This window comes from Novosphingobium sp. JCM 18896, from assembly GCF_025938095.1.
Lineage (GTDB): Bacteria > Pseudomonadota > Alphaproteobacteria > Sphingomonadales > Sphingomonadaceae > Novosphingobium.
This window is the reverse complement of the sequence record NZ_JAPCZF010000001.1, coordinates 1113216-1134493: the sequence shown is the minus strand read 5'-3', so window position 1 is coordinate 1134493 and position 21278 is coordinate 1113216. Positions and strand designations below refer to the sequence as shown.

Sequence of the window (21278 nt, the reverse complement as noted above, 5' to 3'; positions counted from 1 at the left end):
ATGAGTGTCCAGCTGGAAGCCTCGCCGACCACCGGCGACGAGGTCATCTCGAACTACACGATCAACTTCGGGCCGCAGCACCCGGCCGCGCACGGCGTGCTGCGTCTGGTGCTCGAGCTCGACGGCGAGATCATCGAGCGTGTCGATCCGCACGTCGGCCTGCTGCATCGCGGCACCGAGAAGCTGATCGAGCACAAGACCTATCTCCAGGCGCTGCCGTATTTCGACCGCCTCGACTACTGTTCGCCGCTGGCGATGGAGCACTCCTACGTGCTCGCCATCGAGAAGCTGCTGAACCTCGAGGTGCCGCTTCGCGCCCAGTACCTGCGCGTGCTGTTCGCCGAGCTGACGCGCATCTGCAACCACATGCTCAACATCGGCTCGCACGTCATGGACGTCGGCGCGATGACGCCGAACCTGTGGCTGTTCGAAATCCGCGAGGACTGCCTCAACTTCTTCGAGCGCGCCTCGGGCGCGCGCATGCACTCGGCCTGGTACCGCCCCGGCGGCGTCCACCAGGACGTGCCGCTGAAGCTGCTGACCGACATCGCCGACTGGCTCGACACGCGTCTGCCGCGGCTGTTCGAGGACGCGATGAGCCTCGTCGTCGACAACCGCATCTTCAAGCAGCGCAACGTCGACATCGCCATCGTCTCGAAGGAAGACGCGCTGAAGTGGGGCTTCTCGGGCCCGATGATCCGCGGTTCGGGCATTCCCTGGGACCTGCGCAAGAGCCAGCCCTACGACGTCTACGACCGCATGGACTTCGAAATCCCGGTCGGCACGCGCGGTGACTGCTACGACCGGTTCATGGTCCGCGTCGAGGAAGTGCGTCAGTCGGCCAAGATCATGAAGCAGTGCCTGGCCGAAATGCCGAACGGCCCGATCGCTTCGCTCGACCGCAAGGTCGTCCCGCCCAAGCGTGGCGAGATGAAGCAGTCGATGGAAGCGCTGATCCACCACTTCAAGCTCTACACTGAGGGCTTCCATGTCCCGGCGGGCGAGGTCTACGTCGCGACCGAGAGCCCCAAGGGCGAGTTCGGCGTCTACCTGGTCGCCGACGGCACCAACAAGCCGTACCGCTGCAAGATCCGCCCGACGGCCTTCTCGCACCTCCAGGCGATGGATTTCATGTGCAAGGGCCACATGCTGCCCGACGTCACCGCCATCATCGGCGCGATCGACGTGGTCTTCGGGGAGTGCGACCGTTGAGCAATCTCGCTACCGCAGAGGCGATGATCGCCGCCTACAACGCGCAGGACGTCGATACCTACGTCTCCTACATGACCGACGATGCCTGCGAGGCGAACTATCGCGGTGCCGTCGTGCGCGAGGGCAAGGAAGGTACGCGTTCCGGGCTCGCCAAGGCCTTCGCCGTCTGGCCTGAAAACAAAGCGGAAATCCGCGAGAAACAGGAAATCGGCAACTACGTCCTGTTCCGCGAATACGTCACCCGCGGCCCGTCGACCGACGGTTCGCCGCTGGTCGAGCCGTTCGAAGTCGTCGCCATCTACACTTTCGAGGGCGCCAAGTGCGCCCGCGTGGAGTTCGTCCGTTGAAGCAGATTTCCCTCCTGGATTCCCTGCGCGTCTGGGCCGCCGTCACCGGCGTCCTGCTTGCGCTCGGCTATTTCGGCGTGCTCCTGGCGGGCGGCGAGCCCACGCAGACGCTGCCGATGCTGGTCGCGGCGATCGGCGGCTTCGAGCTGTTCCTCTACGCCCAGGACCTCTGGCTGCAGCGGAGCCGTCGCCATGGCTGATCGCCACCTCGAGCCCGATACCCCCGAACTGCGCGCGCGCTGGGGCAACTGGACCTGGAACGAGGTCAACGCCAAGAAGGTGCCCGATATCATCGCGCGCTATCCCGAAGGGCGCCAGCGCTCGGCGGTGATGCCGTTGCTCGATCTCGCGCAGCGCCAGATCGGTGCCGAGACGCAGACCCAGGGCTGGCTGCCGATCCCGGTGATGGAATACATCGCCAAGGAACTCGACATGCCGGTGATCCGCGTGGTCGAGGTCGCCTCGTTCTACACGATGTACAACCTCGTGCCCGTCGGCCGTTTCCACGTTCAGGTCTGTGGCACCACGCCGTGCATGCTGCGCGGCTCGGACGACCTGCTGACTGCCTGCAAGGCGCGCGGCATGAGCAAGGGCCACAACAGCGCCGACGGCCTGTGGACGCTGACCGAGGTCGAATGCATGGGCAACTGCGCTTCGGCGCCGATGGTCCAGATCAACGACGACAACTACGAAGACCTGACGGCCGAGCGCCTGAACTTCGTGCTCGACGAGCTGGCCGCGGGCCGCGAGCCCAAGGCGGGCACGCAGGAGCCGGGCCGCCACACGGTCGAGCCGGTCGGCGCGCTGTCGACGCTCAAGCAGATGGTCTCCGAAAATCACGATTACCGAGGGGAGTGGTAAGCCATGGCACTCGCCGACAAGGATCGCATCTTCACCAACCTCTACGGCTACCAGCCGTGGAACCTAGACGCGGCGCAGAAGCGCGGCGACTGGGACAACACCAAGGCCATCCTCGCCAAGGGCCGCGACGGCATCATCGAGGAAATCAAGGCTTCGGGCCTGCGCGGCCGCGGCGGTGCGGGCTTCCCCACCGGCATGAAGTGGTCCTTCATGCCCAAGGAACCGAACTCGGCGCGTCCCGGCTTCCTGGTGATCAACGCCGACGAGTCCGAGCCGGGCTCGTGCAAGGACCGCGAGATCATCCGCCACGATCCGCACAAGCTGCTCGAAGGCGCGCTGGTCGCGGGCTTCGCGATGGGTGCGCGCGCGGCCTACATCTACATCCGCGGCGAATACATTCGCGAAGCCGAGACGATGTTCGCGGCGCGCGACGAGGCCTATGCCGCCGGCCTGCTGGGCAAGAACGCCTGCGGTTCGGGCTATGACTTCGACGTCTTCGTCCACCGCGGCGCCGGTGCCTACATCTGCGGCGAAGAGACCGCGATGATCGAGAGCCTGGAAGGCAAGAAGGGCCAGCCGCGTCTCAAGCCGCCGTTCCCGGCCGGCGCGGGCCTCTATGGCTGCCCGACCACGGTCAACAACGTCGAGTCCATTGCCGTGGCTCCGACGATCATGCGCCGCGGCGCCTCGTGGTTCTCGAGCTTCGGGCGCGAGAACAACAAGGGCACCAAGCTCTTCCAGATCAGCGGGCATGTGAACAAGCCCTGCGTGGTCGAGGAAGAGATGAGCATTCCCTTCCGCGAACTGATCGAGCGCCACTGCGGCGGTATCCGCGGCGGTTGGGACAACCTGCTGGCGGTGATCCCGGGCGGCTCCTCGGTGCCGCTGGTGCCGGGCGACCAGTGCCCCGACATGCCGATGGACTTCGACGGCTGTAAGGCCGCGGGTTCGGGTCTCGGCACGGCCGCGGTCATCGTCATGGACAAGTCGACCGACATCGTCCGCGCCATCAGCCGCCTGTCCTACTTCTACAAGCACGAGTCCTGCGGCCAGTGCACGCCCTGCCGCGAAGGCACGGGTTGGATGTGGCGCGTGATGGAGCGCCTGCGCACCGGTGACGCCGCGGTCGAGGAAATCGACATGCTGCAGCAGGTGACCAAGCAGGTCGAAGGCCACACGATCTGCGCGCTGGGCGACGCTGCCGCCTGGCCGATCCAGGGCCTGATCCGCCACTTCCGCCCCGAGCTTGAACGCCGGATCGCCGACAACGTACGCGAGGCTGCTGAGTAATGCCTAAGGTAACCGTCGACGGCGTCGAACTCGAAGTTCCGGCAGGCGCCACCGTCCTGCAGGCCTGCGAGCTGGCCGGCAAGGAAATCCCCCGCTTCTGCTATCACGAGCGGCTGTCGATCGCCGGCAACTGCCGCATGTGCCTGGTCGAGGTCGCCCCTGGACCGCCGAAGCCGCAGGCCTCTTGCGCGCTGCCGGCTGCCGAGGGCCAGACGATCCGCACCGACAGCGAGATGGTCAAGAAGGCGCGCGAAGGGGTGATGGAGTTCCTCCTCATCAACCACCCGCTCGACTGCCCGATCTGCGATCAGGGCGGCGAATGCGACCTGCAGGACCAGTCGGTCGCCTATGGCCGCGGCGCCTCGCGTTATGACGAGCACAAGCGTGCGGTCACCGAAAAGTACATGGGTCCGCTCATCAAGACGACGATGACGCGCTGCATCCACTGCACCCGCTGCGTGCGCTTCTCCGAGGAAGTCGCCGGCGTGGACGAGATCGGCGCGCTCTATCGCGGCGAGAACATGCAGATCACGACCTATCTGGAGAAGGCCGCGCATCACGAGATGTCGGCCAACGTGATCGACCTCTGCCCGGTCGGCGCGCTGACTTCCAAGCCCTATGCCTTCGAGGCGCGGCCCTGGGAGCTCAAGAAGACGCTCGGCATCGACGTCTCCGACGCGACCGGCGCCAACATCCGTATCGACAGCCGTGGCCGCGAGGTCCTGCGCGTGCTGCCGCGGATCAACGACGACGTGAACGAGGAGTGGATCAGCGACAAGGCGCGCTATCAGGTCGACGGCCTGACCAAGCGCCGGCTCGACCGCCCCTGGATCCGCCGCGACGGCAAGCTCCAGGCCGCGACCTGGGACGAGGCCTTCGCCGCGATCGCCAAGGTCAAGCCGGGCGCCAGCGTTGCCGCGGTCGCGGGCGACCTGCTCGACTGCGAGACGCAGTTCGCCGCCAAGAAGCTGGTCGGCGCGCTGGGTTCGAGCCTGCTCGAAGGCCGCCAGACGGGCATGGACTACGACGTGTCCAGCCTCGCCGCGGTGAACTTCAATTCGACCTTCGCCGGCATCGAGACCGCCGATGCGATCCTGATCGTGGGCAGCAATGTCCGCTGGGAAGCGCCGCTGGTGAACGTCCGTCTGCGCAAGGCGGTCAAGAAGGGCGCCAAGGTCTTCCTCGTCGGCCAGCAGTGGGACACCACCTTCGGCGGCGAATTCCTGAGCGAGGACCTGTCGGTGCTCGGCAACCTGCCGGCGCACGTTTCGGACGCGCTGTCGAAGGCGGAGCGTCCCGCGGTCATCCTCGGCGGTGCGGCTTTGGCCAAGGGTGCGCTCGGCGCGGGCCTCGGCCTCGTCGGCCAGTTCAACCTGGTTCGTGATGGCTGGAACGGCTTCAACGTCCTACACCTCGCCGCCGCGCGCATGGGCGGGCTGATGCTGGGCTTCGCGCAGAAGGGCGGCATTGCCGACCTCGTCGCCGCCAAGCCCAAGCTGGTCTTCTCGCTCGGTGCCGACGAGATGGACTTCGCCAAGTTCTCGGACTCGATCGTCGTCTACATCGGCCATCACGGCGACAAGGGCGCGCATGCGGCGGACATCGTCCTGCCCGCCGCCGCCTACACCGAGAAGGCCGGCACTTACGTCAACACCGAAGGCCGCGTGCAGTTCGCCGAGAAGGCGGTCTTCGCCCCCGGTGACGCGCGCGAGGACTGGACGATCCTGCGCGCTCTGGCCGATGCCCTGGGTGTTTCGGTCGGCTTCGACAGCTTCGACGAACTGCGCGCGGCGATGGTCGCCGAGGTTCCGGCGCTGGGCGAGGAAGGCCTGGCCGCCTACGGTTCGCTGCCTGCGGGCGGTGGCTCGGCCGACGGCGTGTTCGGCTACCCGATCAAGGACTTCTACCTGACCAATCCGATCGCCCGCGCAAGCGAGGTGATGCAGCGCTGCTCGGCAGAACTGCTCCACGGTGAGGACTTCGCGGAGGCCGCGGAATGACCGCTTTCTTCCAATCGCTCGGCATGAACTACGAATGGGCGTGGTTCGTCTCGACCATCTGCGGCATCCTGCTGATCGCGCTGCCGCTGATGCTCGGCGTCGCCATGATCATCTATGCCGACCGCAAGATCTGGGCGGCCATGGCGCTGCGCCGCGGCCCCAACGTGGTCGGCCCCTTCGGCCTGCTGCAGAGCTTCGCCGACGGTCTCAAGGTCTTCCTCCAAGAAACCATCGTCCCCTCGGCCTCGAACAAGATCCTGTTCCTGATCGCGCCGATCATCACCTTCACGGTCGCGCTGATGGCCTGGGCGGTGATCCCGTTCAATTCGGGCGCGGTGCTGGCGGACATCAATGTCGGCCTGCTCTACGTCCTCGCGATCTCCTCGCTCGGCGTCTACGGCGTCGTCATCGCGGGTTGGGCGTCGAACTCGAAGTATCCGTTCTTCTCGGCGATGCGCGCCTCGGCGCAGATGATCTCCTACGAGGTCTCGATCGGCTTCATCCTGATCTGCGTCGTGCTCTGGGCGGGTTCGTTCAACCTCAACGAGATCGTCGCCGACCAGAAGGGCCACGTCTTCGGGATCCTGAACGGCTATGCCTTCAACCCGTTGCTGTTCCCGATGTGGGTGATGTTCCTGATCTCGGGCATGGCCGAAACCGCGCGCGCGCCGTTCGACCTGACCGAGGCGGAATCGGAGCTCGTCGCCGGCTATCAGACCGAATATTCGTCGATGGCCTTCGCGCTCTACTGGCTCGGTGAATATGCCAACGTCCTGCTGATGTGCACCTTGAACGCGGTGCTGTTCTTCGGTGGCTACCTGCCGCCGCTGGATCTGCCGTTCCTCTACATCGTGCCCGGCTTCGTCTGGCTGCTCGCCAAGATCCTGTTCTTCTTCTTCGTCTTCTCCTGGGTGAAGGCGACCGTTCCCCGCTATCGCTACGACCAGCTGATGCGCCTGGGCTGGAAGGTGTTCCTGCCCGTCAGCCTCGGCTTCGTCGTCCTGGTCAGCGGCTATCTGATGTTCACGAGGTACGGCTGATGAGCGTCGCTCAAATCATCAAGGCGTTCACCCTCTGGGAGTTCGTCAAGGCGCACTGGCTGACCTTGAAGTATTTCTTCAAGCCCAAGGCGACGATCAACTATCCGTTCGAGAAGAACCCGCTGTCGCCGCGTTTCCGCGGTGAGCATGCGCTGCGTCGCTATCCGAACGGCGAGGAACGCTGCATCGCCTGCAAGCTGTGCGAGGCGATCTGCCCGGCACAGGCGATCACGATCGAGGCCGAACCGCGCGCCGACGGCAGCCGCCGCACGACGCGCTACGACATCGACATGACCAAGTGCATCTACTGCGGCTTCTGTCAGGAAGCCTGCCCGGTCGATGCCGTGGTCGAAGGGCCGAACTTCGAATACGCGACCGAAACGCGCGAAGAACTGCTCTACGACAAGGCCAAGCTGCTGGCGAACGGGGACAAGTGGGAGCGGGCCATTGCCGCTAACCTTGAAGCCGATGCGCCGTATCGATAGGGCGCCGGCGGGGCTAAGATCATGATCCACACAATCGCCTTTTACCTGTTCGCCACTCTGGTCGTCGCCTCGGGCGCGATCACGATCCTGGCGCGCAATCCCGTGCACTCGGTGCTCTGGCTGATCCTGGCGTTCTTCAACGCCGCGGGCCTGATGGTCCTGGTCGGCGCGGAGTTCATCGCCATGCTGCTCGTCATCGTCTACGTCGGCGCGGTCGCGGTGCTGTTCCTCTTCGTCGTCATGATGCTCGACATCGATTTCGCCGAGCTGCGCGCGGGCTTCATCAAGAACTTCCCGCTCGGCATGCTCGTCGCGGTGGTCCTGCTCTGCGAGATCGTTCTCGGCGTGGGTGCCTATCGCGCCGGCGCGCTGCACCTCGGCACGCCCGACGGTTCGGCCGCGACCGCGGTCGGCGTCAGCAACATCAAGGCGATCGGCACGCTGCTCTATGGGCGCTACCTGTTCCTGTTCGAGGCCGCGGGCGTCATCCTGCTCGTCGCCATGATCGGCGCGATCGTCCTGACGCATCGCCAGCGTAGCGATACGCGTGGCCAGAACATCAGCCGCCAGATCGCGCGCCGCCCCGACGAGGCGACGGTCAATGTGAAACCCGAAGTGGGCAAGGGGGTCTCGCTGTGATCGGCATCGAACACTACGTCGTCGTCAGCTCGATCCTGTTCGTGCTCGGCGTCCTCGGCATCTTCCTCAACCGCAAGAACGTCATCGTCATCCTCATGGCGATCGAGCTGATCCTGCTGGCTGTGAACATCAACCTCGTCGCGTTCAGCGCCTTCCTGCAGGACCTGACCGGCCAGATCTTCGCCATGTTCGTGCTGACCGTGGCCGCTGGTGAAGCGGCTATCGGCCTCGCGATCCTGGTCATCTACTTCCGCGGCCGCGGCACGATCGCCGTCGACGACGTCAACCGGATGAAGGGGTAAACCGGTGCATTCGATCCTCTTCATCGTATTCCTGCCGATGCTGGCCGCCATCATCGGCGGCCTGGGCAACCGCATGCTCGGCAACACCGTCGTCAAGTCGATCACGACCGGCGCGCTGTTCGTTTCGTGCGCGCTGTCCTGGCCGATCTTTCTCGGTTTCCTGAGCGGCCACGCCGAACCCTCGGTCGTGCCGGTGCTGCACTGGGTGCAGTCGGGCACCATGAGCTTCGACTGGGCGCTGCGCGTCGACACGCTGACCGCGGTCATGCTCGTCGTCATCACCAGCGTCTCGGCGCTCGTCCACCTCTATAGCTGGGGCTATATGGAGGAAGACCCGGATCAGCCGCGGTTCTTCTCCTACCTGTCGCTGTTCACCTTCGCGATGCTCATGCTCGTGACGGCCGACAACCTCGTCCAGATGTTCTTCGGTTGGGAAGGCGTGGGCCTGGCCTCGTACCTACTGATCGGCTTCTGGTTCAAGAAGCCCTCGGCCGGCGCCGCCGCGATCAAGGCCTTCGTGGTCAACCGCGTCGGCGACCTCGGCTTCATGATGGGCATCTTCGGCGTCTATCTGGTGTTCGGCACGGTCTCGATCCCGGCGATCCTCGACGCCGCGCCTGGCATGGCCGGCACGACGATCGGCTTTCTGGGCCACCGTTTCGACACGATGACCGTGCTCTGCATCCTCCTGTTCATCGGCGCGATGGGCAAGTCGGCGCAGCTCGGCCTGCACACCTGGCTTCCGGACGCGATGGAAGGCCCGACCCCGGTGTCGGCGCTGATCCACGCGGCGACCATGGTCACCGCCGGCGTCTTCATGGTCTGTCGCCTGTCGCCGCTGTTCGAGACCAGCCCGACCGCGCTCAGCGTCGTCACCTTCGTCGGCGCCGCCACCTGCTTCTTCGCCGCCACCGTCGGCACGACGCAGTGGGACATCAAGCGCGTGATCGCCTATTCGACCTGTTCGCAGCTCGGCTACATGTTCTTCGCCGCGGGTTCGGGTGCCTATGGCGCGGCCATGTTCCACCTGTTCACGCACGCCTTCTTCAAGGCGCTGCTGTTCCTCGGTGCCGGCTCGGTCATCCACGCGATGCACCACGAGCAGGACATGCGCTTCTACGGCGGCCTGCGTAAGCACATCCCGATCACCTTCTGGGCGATGACTCTGGGTACGCTGGCCATCACCGGCGTCGGCATTGCCGGCACGATCGGCTTCGCGGGCTTCTACTCGAAGGACGCGATCCTCGAGGCGGCCTTCGGTTCGGGCAAGGAGCTCGGCACCTTCGCGTTCTGGATGGGCATCTGCGCCGCGCTGATGACCAGCTTCTATTCGTGGCGCCTGGCTTTCCTGACCTTCTTCGGCAAGCCGCGCTGGGCCGGGTCGGAGCATATCCAGCACGCGGTCCACGATGCGCACGGCCATGGCCATGACGACCACGCCCACGATGCGCACGCGCACGATGGTCACGGTCACGACGACCACGCGCATGGCCACGGTCATGAGGATCACGGCGACGGCACCGCGGGCTACCACCCGCACGAGAGCCCGCTGCCGATGCTGATCCCGCTCATCGTGCTGAGCCTGGGCGCGGTCTTCGCCGGCCTGGTCTTCCACCATTCGTTCATCAGCGAAGGCGACGGCGAGTTCTGGAAGGGCAGCCTCGTGTTCAGCGAGCACCTGATCCACGCGATGCACGAAGTGCCGACCTGGGTTAAGTGGGCGCCGTTCACGGCGATGACCATCGGTCTGCTGACCGCCTGGTACGCCTATCTGAAGAACCCGAGCTTCCCGGCGACCTTCGTCAGCCAGTTCGGTGCGCTTCACAAGTTCGTCTACAACAAGTGGTTCTTCGACGAGCTCTACAACTTCCTGTTCGTCCGCCCGGCCTTCTGGCTCGGCAAGGTGTTCTGGAAGCAGGTGGACATCGGCATCGTCGATCGGCTCGGTCCCGATGGCGCGGCCTGGGTCGTCGCCAAGGGTTCGACCTACGCGCAGAAGGTCCAGTCGGGCTATCTCTACAGCTATGCGCTGGTGATGCTGCTGGGTCTTGTCGGGGCAATTAGCTGGGCAATGGTGGGCTAAGGTAATGAACGGTTTTCCCATCCTCTCGCTCATGATGCTCGTGCCGCTCGTCGGCGCGGTGGCTTGCCTTCTGACCGAGGCCAAGGCGGCGCGTTCGATCGCGCTGATCGCAACCTTGATCGACTTCGCGCTCGGCGTGCTGCTCTGGGCCAATTACGACGTCGGCGGCGCGCAGTGGCAGTTCCAGGAAAAGGTCGAGCTCTTCGCCGGCTTCAACTGGGCGCTCGGCATCGACGGCATCGCCCTGATGCTGATCATGCTGACGGTCTTCCTCATGCCGGTTTGCATCGGCGCGGGGTGGAACTCGATCGAGAAGCGCGTCGGCGAATACAACGCCGCCTTCCTGCTGGTCGAAGTGCTGATCATCGGCGTGTTCACCGCGCAGGATCTGTACCTGTTCTACATCTTCTTCGAAGCCGGCCTGATCCCGATGTACCTGATCATCGGCATCTGGGGCGGCACGGACCGCATCTACGCGTCGTACAAGTTCTTCCTCTACACCCTGCTCGGCTCGGTGGTGATGCTGATCGCGATGCTGTGGATGGTGAACGAGGCGGGCACCACCGACATCCCGACGCTGATGGCCTACGACTTCCCGAAGGAGGCGCAGACCTGGCTGTGGCTGGCCTTCTTCGCGAGCTTCGCGGTGAAGATGCCGATGTGGCCGGTCCACACCTGGCTGCCGGCCGCGCACGTTCAGGCGCCGACCGCGGGCTCGGTGATCCTGGCCGGCGTGCTGCTCAAGATGGGTGGCTATGGCTTCATCCGCTTCGCGCTGCCGATGTTCCCCGAGGCTTCGGCCCAGTTCGCCTGGCTGGTCTACTGGCTGTCGATGGTCGCGGTGGTGGTCACCTCGCTGATCGCGCTGGTCCAGCACGACATGAAGAAGCTGATCGCCTATTCGTCGGTCGCGCACATGGCGATCGTCACGATCGGCCTGTTCTCGTTCAACGTGCAGGGCCTCGAAGGCTCGATGATCGTCATGCTCAGCCACGGCCTGGTTTCGGGCGCGCTGTTCCTCGGCGTCGGCGTGATCTACGATCGCCTGCACACGCGTGAGATCGACCGCTACGGCGGCCTTGCGACGAACATGCCCTACTACGCGCTGTTCATGATGCTGTTCACGATGGCTTCGGTCGGCCTGCCCGGCACCTCGGGCTTCGTCGGCGAATTCCTGAGCCTGGCCGGCATCTTCCAGGTCTCGACCTGGGTGGCGCTGATCGCGACGACGGGCATCATCCTCGGCGCCGCCTACATGCTCTATCTCTATCGCCGGGTGATCTTCGGCGAGCAGAAGAACGCCGATGCCGCCGCCATGCTCGATCTCGACCTGCGCGAGTGGCTGATGATGGCGCCGATCGCAGCCGCCGTGCTGTGGATGGGCGTCTATCCCGAAAGCTTCCTGGCGCCGATGCGGCAGGACATCGCTGCGCTCGACGCGCGTATCGCCCGGGCTCGGCCCCATGGCGACGCGACGCTCGCGGTGGCGAAGGCACAACCCAAAACCCAAGATGCGGCGCATGAGGGGGCGCACCACTGATGGACTGGTCCCACTCGCTGCGCCTTATTGCGCCCGAAGAACTGCTGAGCATTGCCGGCCTGATCCTGCTGCTCGTCGCCGCCTGGAGCGGTGACAAGGCGAGCCGCCTGATCTCGATCCTGTCGGTCGCCGCGCTCGTCGGCGCCGCCTGCTTCGCGGCGCCTGCGCTCTGCGCCGGTGCCTCGGGCCCCGATACCTATGCCTTCTTCGGCCAGTTCCGCGCCGACGCCTTCGCCAGCTTCGCCAAGCTGCTGATCTACGGCGCCGCCGGTGCCTCGCTGATGATCGCGCCGCAGTTCTTCGAACGCGCGGGTGCGATGCGCGCCGAATATCCGATCCTGGTCCTGTTCGCCGCGCTCGGCGGCGGGATCATGGTCTCGGCCACCGATCTGCTGACGCTCTACATCGGCCTCGAGATGGCCTCGCTGGCCAGCTACGTGCTCGCCGCGATGCTGCGCAGCGACGATCGCTCGGCCGAAGCGGGCCTCAAGTACTTCGTGCTCGGCGCGCTCGCCAGCGGCATCCTGCTGTTCGGCATGAGCCTGACCTATGGCTTCACCGGCACGACCAACTTCTCGGGCATCAGCGCCGCGCTGGGTGGCGGTCTCTCGACCGGCGCGCTGTTCGGCGTGGTCTTCGTGCTCGCTGGCCTGGCCTTCAAGATCTCGGCGGTGCCGTTCCACATGTGGACGCCCGACGTCTACGAAGGCGCGCCGACCCCGGTGACGATGTTCTTCGCCACGGCGCCCAAGGTGGCGGCGCTAGCCCTGACGATGCGCGTCGCGCTCGATGCCTTCGGCTCGCAGGCCGACGCCTGGCGCCAGATCGTGATCTTCGCGGCGCTCGCCTCGATCGTCGTCGGCGCGCTCGGTGCCATCGGTCAGAAGAACATCAAGCGCCTGATGGCCTATTCGTCGATCAACAACGTCGGCTTCATCCTGATCGGCCTCGCCGCCGGCACCGTCCAGGGCGCTTCGGCGATGCTCGTCTACCTGGCGATCTACGTGGCGATGACCGTGGGCGGCTTCGTTGCCGTGCTGATGCTCAAGGATGCCGAGGGCAACCAGGTCGAGGCGATTTCCGACATCGCCGGGCTCTCGCGCGATCGCAAGGTGCTCGCGGCGGCGCTGGCCATGGTCATGTTCAGCCTCGCAGGCATTCCGCCGCTGTTCGGCTTCTGGGGCAAGTTCGTGGTCTTCCAGGCCGCGGTTCAGGCGGGCCTCGTGCCGCTGGCCGCGATCGGTATCGCCGCTTCGGTGATCGGCGCGTTCTACTACCTCAAGATCGTCAAGGTCATGTACTTCGACGAACCCACGGGCAAGGCCGTCGGCCGTAGCGACTGGGCGCACCAGGCCCTGCTGGCGCTTTCGGCGCTGTTCATCTCGCCGCTCGGCTACCTGCTGACCAAGTGCCTGGGCAGCCTGGCCGACACCGCAGCCGCCGCGCTGTTCGCCGCGGTGTGATCCAGACCCTAGCCGAAACCGGTTCGACCAACGCAGACCTCGCCGCGCGCCTGCGCGCCGGCGAGAGCGTGGTCGAGGGGGACTGGCTGGTCGCCGACCGGCAGACCGCCGGGAAGGGCCGGCAGGGCCGCGACTGGTTCGACGCTGCCGGCAATTTCATGGGCTCGACCGTCGCGCATCTGCGCTTCGGCGATCCCGAGCCGGCCTCGCTCGCGCTGCTCGCCGGGCTTGCCGTCCATGCGGCGGTCGCGCCGCACCTTGAAGATGGCGCGTCGGCCACGCTGAAATGGCCCAACGACCTGCTGGTCGGCAGGGCCAAGCTGGCAGGCATCCTGCTCGAGCGTGTCAACGACAGCGTCGTCATCGGTATCGGCGTCAATCTCGCCCAGGCGCCCGCGGTCGCCGATCGCGAGACCGTGGCGCTGGGCGGCGTCGACCGTGACGCCTTCGCCGCCCATCTCGAACGCATCTTCGCCGAAGAACTCGAACGCTGGCGCCATTTCGGCCTGGCGCCGGTGGTCCAGCGCTGGCTCGCCGCCGCGCACCCGCTCGGCACCCCGCTCACCGTCGGTGACCCTGAGGAGGGGGTGCTGAACGGCACCTTCGCCGGGCTCGCCGAGGACGGCGCGCTGCTGCTGCGCTTGGACGACGGGCAGACCCGTGCCATCCATGCGGGCGAAGTCCGTCTGACCCCGGACGCGTAAGGAGCTTCCGATGCTGCTCGCCATCGACGCCGGCAACACCAACGTCGTCTTCGCGCTGTTCGAGGGCCGCAAGCTCAAGGCCCGCTGGCGCATCGCCACCGATCCGCGGCGCACCGGCGACGAATATGCCGTCTGGCTGATGCAACTGCTCGAGATCCGCGGCATCAAGCGCGAGGAGATCACGCAGATCATCGTCTGCACCGTGGTCCCGCGCGCGCTCCACAACATCCAGGTCCTGGCGAGCAATTACTTCTTCGTCGAGCCGCTGATCGCCGGGCAGGGCACGGCGGACTACGGCATCGATCTCGACGTCGACCAGCCGAGTTCGGTCGGTGCCGACCGCGCGGTCAATGCCATCGCCGCCCATGCCAAGTATCCGGGTGACCTGATCGTCGTCGATTTCGGCACGGCGACGACCTTCGACGTCATAGATTTTCATGGCGCTTACAAGGGCGGCATCATCGCCCCGGGCATCAACCTCTCGCTCGACGCGCTGGTCGGGAACACCGCCATGCTGCCGCGCATTGCGATCCGTGTGCCCGACAGCAAGAGCGTGATCGGCACCAACACCGAGGATGCCATGCTAATCGGCGTGTTCTGGGGCTATGTCGCGATGATGGAAGGGCTGATCGCCCGCATGCGCGAGCAGATCGGCCGTCCGGCCAAGGTCATCGCGACGGGCGGCCTTGCCGTGCTGTTCGACGAGGTGACGGACATCTTCGATGCGGTCGATGCGGACCTCACGCTCGACGGGCTGGCTCTGCTGGCGGAAAGGGCTGCGGCCCAGGGAAGCGAAACCAAGTGAAACCGGGTAACGAACTGCTCTTCTGTGCGCTCGGCGGCTCGGGCGAGATCGGCATGAACGTCAATCTCTACGGCTGCGACGGCAAGTGGCTGATGGTCGACCTCGGCATGACCTTCAGCGGTTCGGAATATCCGGGGGTCGACCTGGTCTTCGCCGATCTCGAATTCATCGAGGACCGCAAGGAGGACCTCGTCGGTATCGTGCTGACCCATGCGCACGAGGATCACATCGGCGCGGTGCCCTATTTCGCCGAGGAACTCGGCGTGCCGTTCTATGCGACTCCGTTCACCGCCAAGCTGGTCGCGGCGAAGCTCGAAGAGGCGGGGCTGCTCGGCAAGGTCGAGCTCAAGGTGATCGACCATCTCGAGCCGTTCGATCTCGGTCATTTCACAGTGCAGTACGTGCCGCTGGCGCATTCGATCGCCGAGGGCAACGCCGTGCTGGTCGACACGCCTTATGGCCGCATCTTCCACACCGGCGACTGGAAGATCGACGAGGATCCGCAGATCGGCCAGCCGACCACCGCCGAGGAGCTCTGCGCGATCGGCGACAGCGGTATTCTCGCGCTGGTCTGCGATTCCACCAATGTGTTCAATCCCGAGAATTCGGGCTCCGAGGGCGAGGTCTATCGCGGGCTGCTCGAAGAGGTGGCCAAGCACAAAGGCCGGCGCATCGTCGTCACCACCTTCGCCTCGAACGTCGCGCGTATCCAGACCCTGGGCGAGGTGGCGCGTGCCACCGGGCGCAAGCTCTGTGTCGCCGGGCGCTCGCTCGACCGCATGATCTCGACCGGCCAGGCCAGCGGTTATCTTCAGCATCTGCCCGACCTGGTTGATTTCGACACGGCGATGGATCTGCCGCGTGGCGAGGTGCTGATCGTCGCCACCGGCGGTCAGGGCGAGCCGCGCGCGGCGCTCTCGCGTATTTCGGAGGGCAATCACCCGATCGCACTCGAAGCCGGCGACGTCGTGCTGTTCTCCAGCCGTCAGATCCCGGGCAACGAGATCGCCATCGGCCGCATCCAGAACCGCCTGGCCGAACGCGACATCGAACTCGTCACCGACCGGCAGAGCCCGATCCACGTCTCGGGCCATCCGGGACGTCCCGATCTTCAGGCGCTTTATGGCTGGCTGCGCCCCGAGATCCTGGTTCCGGTCCACGGCGAGATTCGCCACATGCGCGAGCAGTCGCGCTTCGGTCTGGCCTGCGGCATTCCCAAGGCGGTCAACCAGAAGAATGGCGACCTCGTGCGGCTTGCCCCGGGCAAGCCAGGCAAGTTCGGCGAGGTCCGCGCCGGTCGTCTCGTGCTCGACGGCGACATCATCGCGCCTGCCGATGGCGAGGCGATGGTCATGCGCCGCCGGCTCGCGCACAACGGTTTCCTGACCGTCGCCGTCGCCGGCAGCCGCATCGAGATCGCCGGCGTCGGCCTGCCGCTCGACGAGGACTATGCCGACTTCTGCGAGGAAGCGCGCGAGGACGTCGCGCAGGCGCTCGGCAAGCTCAAGGGCAAGGCCGCGCACGATCGCGATGCGCGGATCGAGGCCGCGCGTCTGGCCGCCCGCCGCGCGGCGACGCGCTGGTCGGGCAAGAAGCCGCAGGTGCAAGTGCTGCTGCTGGACGACTGATCATGAAACTGACCTCCATCATCGCCATCTACGTGCTGTTCTGGGTGTTCAGCGCTTTCCTCGTCATGCCTTTCGGCATCCGCACCCATGACGAGGCGGGTATCGAGAAGACCCCAGGCCAGGCCGACAGCGCGCCGGCCAACTTCGACGCCAAGCGCATCTCGCTGCGCGCCTCGGTGCTCGCGCTGGTGCTGTTCGGCCTCTACTACGCCAACTACGTCAATGGCTGGATCGTACCGGGCGACCTGAACCTGTTCGGCGAACCGCCGATCGCGGCGAAGATCTGAACATCGCCCGTCATCCCCGCGAAAGCGGGGACCTCTATCGAGCTTGTCCGAGAGATCGGAGATAAACCGGCCAAAGGTCCCCGCTTTCGCGGGGATGACGGGTTGGAGTGGGCTTGCCTCAGCTCCGCAGGCGTTCGATCGCCTGGGCCAGGGTGACATAGAGCTTGCCCATGTCCGAGGACAGCAGGGTCACGCCCATGGCTTGGCCGTCGCGGGCCGAGAGGACCTGGCGCAGCATCGCCTCGAAATCGTGAATGTAGCGGCTGACGTGATCGTGGAACTCACGGTCGCGCTCGTAGATCTGGACGATGGCCTTGGCCTCGACATTGTCGATCAGGCTCACCGCACGGCGCGTGAAGATGCCGCGGTCGCCACGCAGATAGGCGGTCCAGGCGGTGTCGGCGACGTCGGTCGAGAGCGCCTTGGCGATGTCGATCGAGTTCGAATTCAGCGATTCCGTGATCAGCGCGACGCGGCGGGTGAAGTCGTTGTCGACCTGCTCCTCGGCGCGCTGGCGCGCATGGGCGACGCGGCTCTCGAGATTGGCGGCGAGGTCGTTGACCTTGGAGAGCTGGTCGCGGAGCTGGATCGCGGCGTCGCGTCCGGCTGCGGCGGCTTGCGCGACCGCGCGCTCGAGCTGTCCGGTGGTCTCCTCGGCGCTGGTGCGCATGGCCTGTTCGATCGCCGCGGCACTCTCGCTGCCGAGCTGGCGGGCGAGGGTGGAGACCGTGCTGGCGCCGCTCTCGCCGAAGCCGGCGATGGCCTTCTGGGTCGAAGCCGATAGCGTATCGAGCGCCAGCGCGAGTTGCGCACGCGTCTGGTGGGCCAGTTGCGTGGACTGGCCGGCGATGGCGTCGAGCTGTTCGCGCAGGGTGGTCAGCGTCTCGCCGTGAAGCGCACCGGCCTGTTCGAGCTGGCTCTGCAGCTGCGAAAGCTCGGCATAAGTCTGCTGCAGGTGACCGTTGGCGGTCTCGATGGCCTTGGCGATGTGGGTGCCGTGCGCGTCGGTCTCCTTGGCCGCCTCGCGCAGCGCGGTCATGCGCGCTTCGAGGCCGGACAACTGCTCCTCGCCGCCGCCGAGCACGCGCGGGAGCTCTTCGCGGCTGTGCTTGACGCTCGCCTGGATCAGTTCGAGCAGGCGCACGCTGCTGTCGGTCAGCGCGGCGATGTCGCGATCGGTGCCAGACAGCGCCGAGCGGCTTTCGCCGAGCCGGGTGGCGAGCGTGGTCAGGCTGGCGCCGAGCGAGGCCTGGGCCGCCTCGCCGTGCGTGACGATCTCGGCGGTGCGGCTCTCGAATTCGGAAAGCTGCTGCACGATCGTCTGGCCCTGCGCCAGGATCGTCGCGCCGTGCTCTTCCTGCCGGGTGATCCGTTCGGCCATCTCGGCGTCGATCACGGCGAGGCTTTCGCGCAGGCGATCCGCGGCCTGGGCTTCGAGCTCCTGCTGGCGCGCGCGGCGTTCGGCGATCTCGGTATCGAGCGCGGCCACCCGCTCTTGCAGGTCGGCGGCAGCCGCCGCGTCGATCTCGCCGTGGCGTTCGCGGCTCGATGCGGCGATGAATTCCAGCGCGGCCAGATGCTCGCGCAGGCGCGCCACTGCGGCTTCTTCGGCGGCGGTGGTCTCGGCCTGGCGCCGTTCGAGCTCGGCGGCGAAGCGCGAGGCCTGGTCGAGAGTCTGGGCCTCGAGCTTGTCGAGCTCCTCGCGGATCGCGCCGGTGCGCGCCTGGCGTGCCTCGATCGCGTCGATCTCGGCCTGCTGGAGTTCGGTCAGCGCACCGTTCAGCTCCTCGCGCATCCGCACGACGCTGGCTTCCCAGCCTTCGAGCGCGCGGCTCTCGCCCTCGCGCAGCGCGCGGGCGATGGCGTGGCCCTCGTCGCGCAGCGCGGTCAGGCGCGCGCGCATCGAGGTCAGGCTCTCGGCCTCTTCGCCGTCGAGCCGCTGGCGGGTCTGCTCGAGCTCCTCGGCCATGGCCGAAGCGCGCGTGCGGATCGCGGCGAGCGCCTCGACCTCGTGACTGTCGAGCTGGGTGCGGAACTCGGCACCGCGTTCGCGGAACTCGCTGAAGCGCGCGGCGGTGACGTTCGCGAACTGATCGGCCTGTTGCGAGAATTCGGACATCGTCTCGTCGACGAGACCGCGCAGGACGTGGACCTGTCGCTCGCTCGCCTGGCCGAATTCGTTGAGCTTCTTGAAGCCGTTGATCATTTCCTGGAGCTGGCCGTGCGCGGTGCGGCCGGCATTGCCGATGTTGTTTGTGACGTCCTTGGCCGAGCTGGCGATGACCGGCAGCTGGCCGCGCAGCTTCTCCATGTTGTCGAGCGCGGCCGAGCTGACCGAGCCGATCGTTTCGACGCGCGCATGGTTGTCGTGGATCAGGCCCTGGAGGCGATCGGCCTCGGTCGAGAGACGATCGGCGGCCAGGCGGCCGAGCGTTTCGAGATCGCGCGACTGCGCGGCGATGAACTCGCGCGCGAGGCTGAGCTCGCGGTTGACCGTCGACAGTCGCACTTCGAGCAGCGCCGATTCCTGCGAGAGCACGCGGGCGGCTTCACCGAAGCGCAGCGCCTCGCGCCGGCTGTTGCGCAGCAGGACGAGCGCGGCAACGGCGATCAGCAGGACGGGCACGGCCCAGTCGCGGATCAGCGCGATGGCTTCGGTAGGGGCCAGGCGCGGGGTCAGGCGATCGCTGACGGCCCAGCCGAAATAGCCGGTCCAGCCGAGCAGCAGCACGATACCGAGCGCGGGCAGAACCCAGCGGAAACTGGAGGGTTCGACGGGCTCGGGATCGTCCCAGCTGCTGTCGACCGGCTCGGGCGCGGGGTTTTCCGCGGCCTCGTCGGTCAGCAGGATTTCCTCTTCCGGCGCTTTTGCGCTCGAAGCGTCGAAGGCGATGATGCGTGTTTCCCCGGCCATTCTCCCTGAATACCACGGTTATGCACAGGATAAACCCCACCTTAACCCTGCGGGCCTAGGCTTCTGTGGATGGCTTACGAAGCGGGTACCCTCGATGCCACTCTGGCCGCCGCGGCGGGCAACGATCCCGTGCTCATCGCCGAGCTGCGCCTCGCCTTCGTCGAGAGCCTGACCCACCAGCTCGATCTGCTCCGCCGCGCACGGTGCGACGGCAACTGGCAGATCGCCGCGCTGCGCCTCAAGGGGCTTGCCGCCAGCTTCAACGCCGAAAGGCTGATGGTCCTGGCCGACCAGGCGATCGACACGGCTCCCGGCGATCCCGTGGCCGTGCGCCGGATCCAGACCTTCCTCGACGAATTCGCAGCGGGCTGAGCCCGTACCAGTCTAGCACGTCGCCGCGCCATCGCGTGCTTGGCACCTGCTCAGGCTTTGCCTAGAACCTAGGGCAACTGCCCGGAGAAGCCCGCTGCGCGTCGCCCTGCTTGCCATGATCGAACCTGCTGGGACGGGGCAGAGCACGCCGCGCGCGTTCCTGCACGTCGGCGGGGCGACGCTGGCGCGGCACCAGCTCGGCATAGCCCTGGCGCTCGAATGCCAGCGCGTTGTCTGCATCGCGCGCGAGGTCACGCCGCCGCTGATCGCGCTGCAGCAGGAAGCCGAGAAAGCCGGGGTGCGCCTCCACGTCATTCCCGGGCCGCGCGCGCTGGCCGGGCTCGTCACCGCCAACGACGAACTGATCGTCTTCACCGAAGGGCTGCTCGCTGCGCCGCAGGCGGTGATCGCCCTGCTCGAGCAGGGGCATTCGGTGCTGGTCCAGCCGATCGAGAGCGGCCTTGCCGCGGGCTTCGAGCGGATCGACATCAACCACGCCGCGGCCGGCGCGATGCGCATTCCCGGCCGTCTGGTCGAGGCGCTGGGCGATCTGCCCGCCGATTTTGACATACCCTCGGCGCTGACGCGCATCGCGCTGCAATCGGGCGTGGCCATGCAGACCGTCCCCGCGGCGGCGCGAGAAGGCGCGCGCTGGAAGCTCGTCCACGACGAGGGCGAGGCGCACGAGATCGAGGATTCCTGGATCCGCCTGCACATGGGCGAGGGCGAGATGCCGACCCCTGGCATCGTGCTGTCGCGGCTCGGCGTTCTGGCGATCGGGCCCTCGCTGCTTCATGCCGGCAGTGGCTGGGGGCTGGTCGCGCTCGGCGCGGTGGCGCTCATGCTGCTGGCGCTGGGCGCGGGCTGGTTCGCCTATTCGGGGATCGCGCTGGTGCTCTGCGCCATCGCCTGGACCCTGCGTCGCGCCTCGGGCCTGCTCGAAAGGGTTGAGCACGATTCGCTGAAGATCGGCAAGGCGCCGGTTTCGGGCGAGACCGTGCTCGGCTGGCTGCTCGACCTCGAACTGATCGTGGTGATCGTCTGGAGCGCGCCGCTGCCGCCGTGGGATTCGCTGCTTGCACACGTATTCCCGCCATTCATCCTGATTGCGCTGGCTCGGCTGCTGCCGCGCGTGCTGCTGCGCGGTTGGATCGCCTGGCTCGAGGACCGCGCGCTGCTTGCGCTGATCCTGGCGCTCGCCGCCTTCTTCGGTGTCCTTTCCGAAGCCGTGCAGGTGCTGGCGATGCTGCTCGCCATGGCCGCTTTGCTGCTTTCCGCGGGCAAAGCGCAGATAACACGGGCTTAA

At 66.4% G+C, this 21278-nt stretch carries 20 protein-coding genes; 19 read left to right on the top strand and 1 reads right to left on the bottom strand.

The window, feature by feature from the left end:
- Genes OLX23_RS05480 through OLX23_RS05400 form a run of 17 tightly spaced genes read left to right on the top strand, consistent with a single transcriptional unit; the run spans position 1 to position 16686 of the window.
- Positions 1-1212, top strand: a complete 1212-nt coding sequence (locus OLX23_RS05480; protein WP_264443590.1) for an NADH-quinone oxidoreductase subunit D — start codon at positions 1-3, stop codon at positions 1210-1212.
- Positions 1209-1559: a nuclear transport factor 2 family protein gene (locus OLX23_RS05475; protein WP_264443588.1), complete on the top strand. Its 351-nt coding sequence runs from the start codon at positions 1209-1211 to the stop codon at positions 1557-1559. Before OLX23_RS05480 ends, OLX23_RS05475 begins: the two co-directional genes overlap by 4 nt.
- A complete protein-coding gene (locus OLX23_RS05470; protein ID WP_264443587.1) occupies positions 1556-1759 on the top strand; it encodes a hypothetical protein in 204 nt (67 codons plus the stop codon). The genes OLX23_RS05475 and OLX23_RS05470 overlap by 4 nt, the downstream gene beginning before the upstream one ends.
- The gene (locus OLX23_RS05465) at positions 1752-2420 is read left to right on the top strand and encodes a complex I 24 kDa subunit family protein (protein WP_264443586.1); all 669 of its coding nucleotides are present in this window, start codon (positions 1752-1754) and stop codon (positions 2418-2420) included. Before OLX23_RS05470 ends, OLX23_RS05465 begins: the two co-directional genes overlap by 8 nt.
- Positions 2421-2423: 3 nt before the next feature.
- Positions 2424-3710: an NADH-quinone oxidoreductase subunit NuoF gene (gene nuoF, locus OLX23_RS05460; RefSeq protein ID WP_264443585.1), complete on the top strand. Its 1287-nt coding sequence runs from the start codon at positions 2424-2426 to the stop codon at positions 3708-3710.
- The gene (gene nuoG, locus OLX23_RS05455; protein WP_264443583.1) at positions 3710-5710 is read left to right on the top strand and encodes an NADH-quinone oxidoreductase subunit NuoG; all 2001 of its coding nucleotides are present in this window, start codon (positions 3710-3712) and stop codon (positions 5708-5710) included. Before nuoF ends, nuoG begins: the two co-directional genes overlap by 1 nt.
- Positions 5707-6750 (top strand): NADH-quinone oxidoreductase subunit NuoH, encoded by a 1044-nt coding sequence (gene nuoH / locus OLX23_RS05450; RefSeq protein WP_264443581.1) that lies wholly within the window; start codon positions 5707-5709, stop codon positions 6748-6750. Before nuoG ends, nuoH begins: the two co-directional genes overlap by 4 nt.
- Positions 6750-7235 (top strand): NADH-quinone oxidoreductase subunit NuoI, encoded by a 486-nt coding sequence (gene nuoI / locus OLX23_RS05445; RefSeq protein WP_264443580.1) that lies wholly within the window; start codon positions 6750-6752, stop codon positions 7233-7235. The genes nuoH and nuoI overlap by 1 nt, the downstream gene beginning before the upstream one ends.
- 21 nt (positions 7236-7256) lie before the next feature.
- Positions 7257-7874, top strand: a complete 618-nt coding sequence (locus tag OLX23_RS05440) for an NADH-quinone oxidoreductase subunit J (protein ID WP_264443579.1) — start codon at positions 7257-7259, stop codon at positions 7872-7874.
- Positions 7871-8176 (top strand): NADH-quinone oxidoreductase subunit NuoK, encoded by a 306-nt coding sequence (gene nuoK, locus OLX23_RS05435; protein WP_264443578.1) that lies wholly within the window; start codon positions 7871-7873, stop codon positions 8174-8176. Before OLX23_RS05440 ends, nuoK begins: the two co-directional genes overlap by 4 nt.
- Positions 8177-8180: 4 nt before the next feature.
- Positions 8181-10259: an NADH-quinone oxidoreductase subunit L gene (gene nuoL, locus OLX23_RS05430; RefSeq protein ID WP_264443577.1), complete on the top strand. Its 2079-nt coding sequence runs from the start codon at positions 8181-8183 to the stop codon at positions 10257-10259.
- Between the two features lie 4 nt (positions 10260-10263).
- Entirely contained in the window at positions 10264-11799 is a 1536-nt protein-coding gene (locus tag OLX23_RS05425) for an NADH-quinone oxidoreductase subunit M (RefSeq protein WP_264443576.1), read from the top strand.
- Positions 11799-13262, top strand: coding sequence for an NADH-quinone oxidoreductase subunit NuoN (gene nuoN / locus OLX23_RS05420; RefSeq protein ID WP_264443575.1), 1464 nt, complete (start codon positions 11799-11801; stop codon positions 13260-13262). Before OLX23_RS05425 ends, nuoN begins: the two co-directional genes overlap by 1 nt.
- A complete protein-coding gene (locus OLX23_RS05415) occupies positions 13259-13966 on the top strand; it encodes a biotin--[acetyl-CoA-carboxylase] ligase (RefSeq protein ID WP_264443574.1) in 708 nt (235 codons plus the stop codon). Before nuoN ends, OLX23_RS05415 begins: the two co-directional genes overlap by 4 nt.
- A 10-nt stretch (positions 13967-13976) precedes the next feature.
- Positions 13977-14771, top strand: a complete 795-nt coding sequence (locus OLX23_RS05410; protein WP_264443573.1) for a type III pantothenate kinase — start codon at positions 13977-13979, stop codon at positions 14769-14771.
- A complete protein-coding gene (locus tag OLX23_RS05405; RefSeq protein ID WP_264443572.1) occupies positions 14768-16399 on the top strand; it encodes a ribonuclease J in 1632 nt (543 codons plus the stop codon). The genes OLX23_RS05410 and OLX23_RS05405 overlap by 4 nt, the downstream gene beginning before the upstream one ends.
- A 2-nt stretch (positions 16400-16401) precedes the next feature.
- Positions 16402-16686, top strand: coding sequence for a DUF1467 family protein (locus OLX23_RS05400; protein WP_264443571.1), 285 nt, complete (start codon positions 16402-16404; stop codon positions 16684-16686).
- A gap of 118 nt (positions 16687-16804) precedes the next feature.
- Here OLX23_RS05400 and OLX23_RS05395 read toward each other — a convergent pair whose 3' ends face one another.
- Positions 16805-19600: an ATPase gene (locus OLX23_RS05395; RefSeq protein WP_264443570.1), complete on the bottom strand. Its 2796-nt coding sequence runs from the start codon at positions 19598-19600 to the stop codon at positions 16805-16807.
- Positions 19601-19669: 69 nt separating this feature from the next.
- On the opposite strand from OLX23_RS05395, the gene OLX23_RS05390 reads away from it, so the two are divergent.
- Positions 19670-19972, top strand: a complete 303-nt coding sequence (locus tag OLX23_RS05390) for an Hpt domain-containing protein (protein WP_264443569.1) — start codon at positions 19670-19672, stop codon at positions 19970-19972.
- 115 nt (positions 19973-20087) lie between these two features.
- Positions 20088-21278, top strand: a complete 1191-nt coding sequence (locus tag OLX23_RS05385) for a hypothetical protein (RefSeq protein WP_264443568.1) — start codon at positions 20088-20090, stop codon at positions 21276-21278.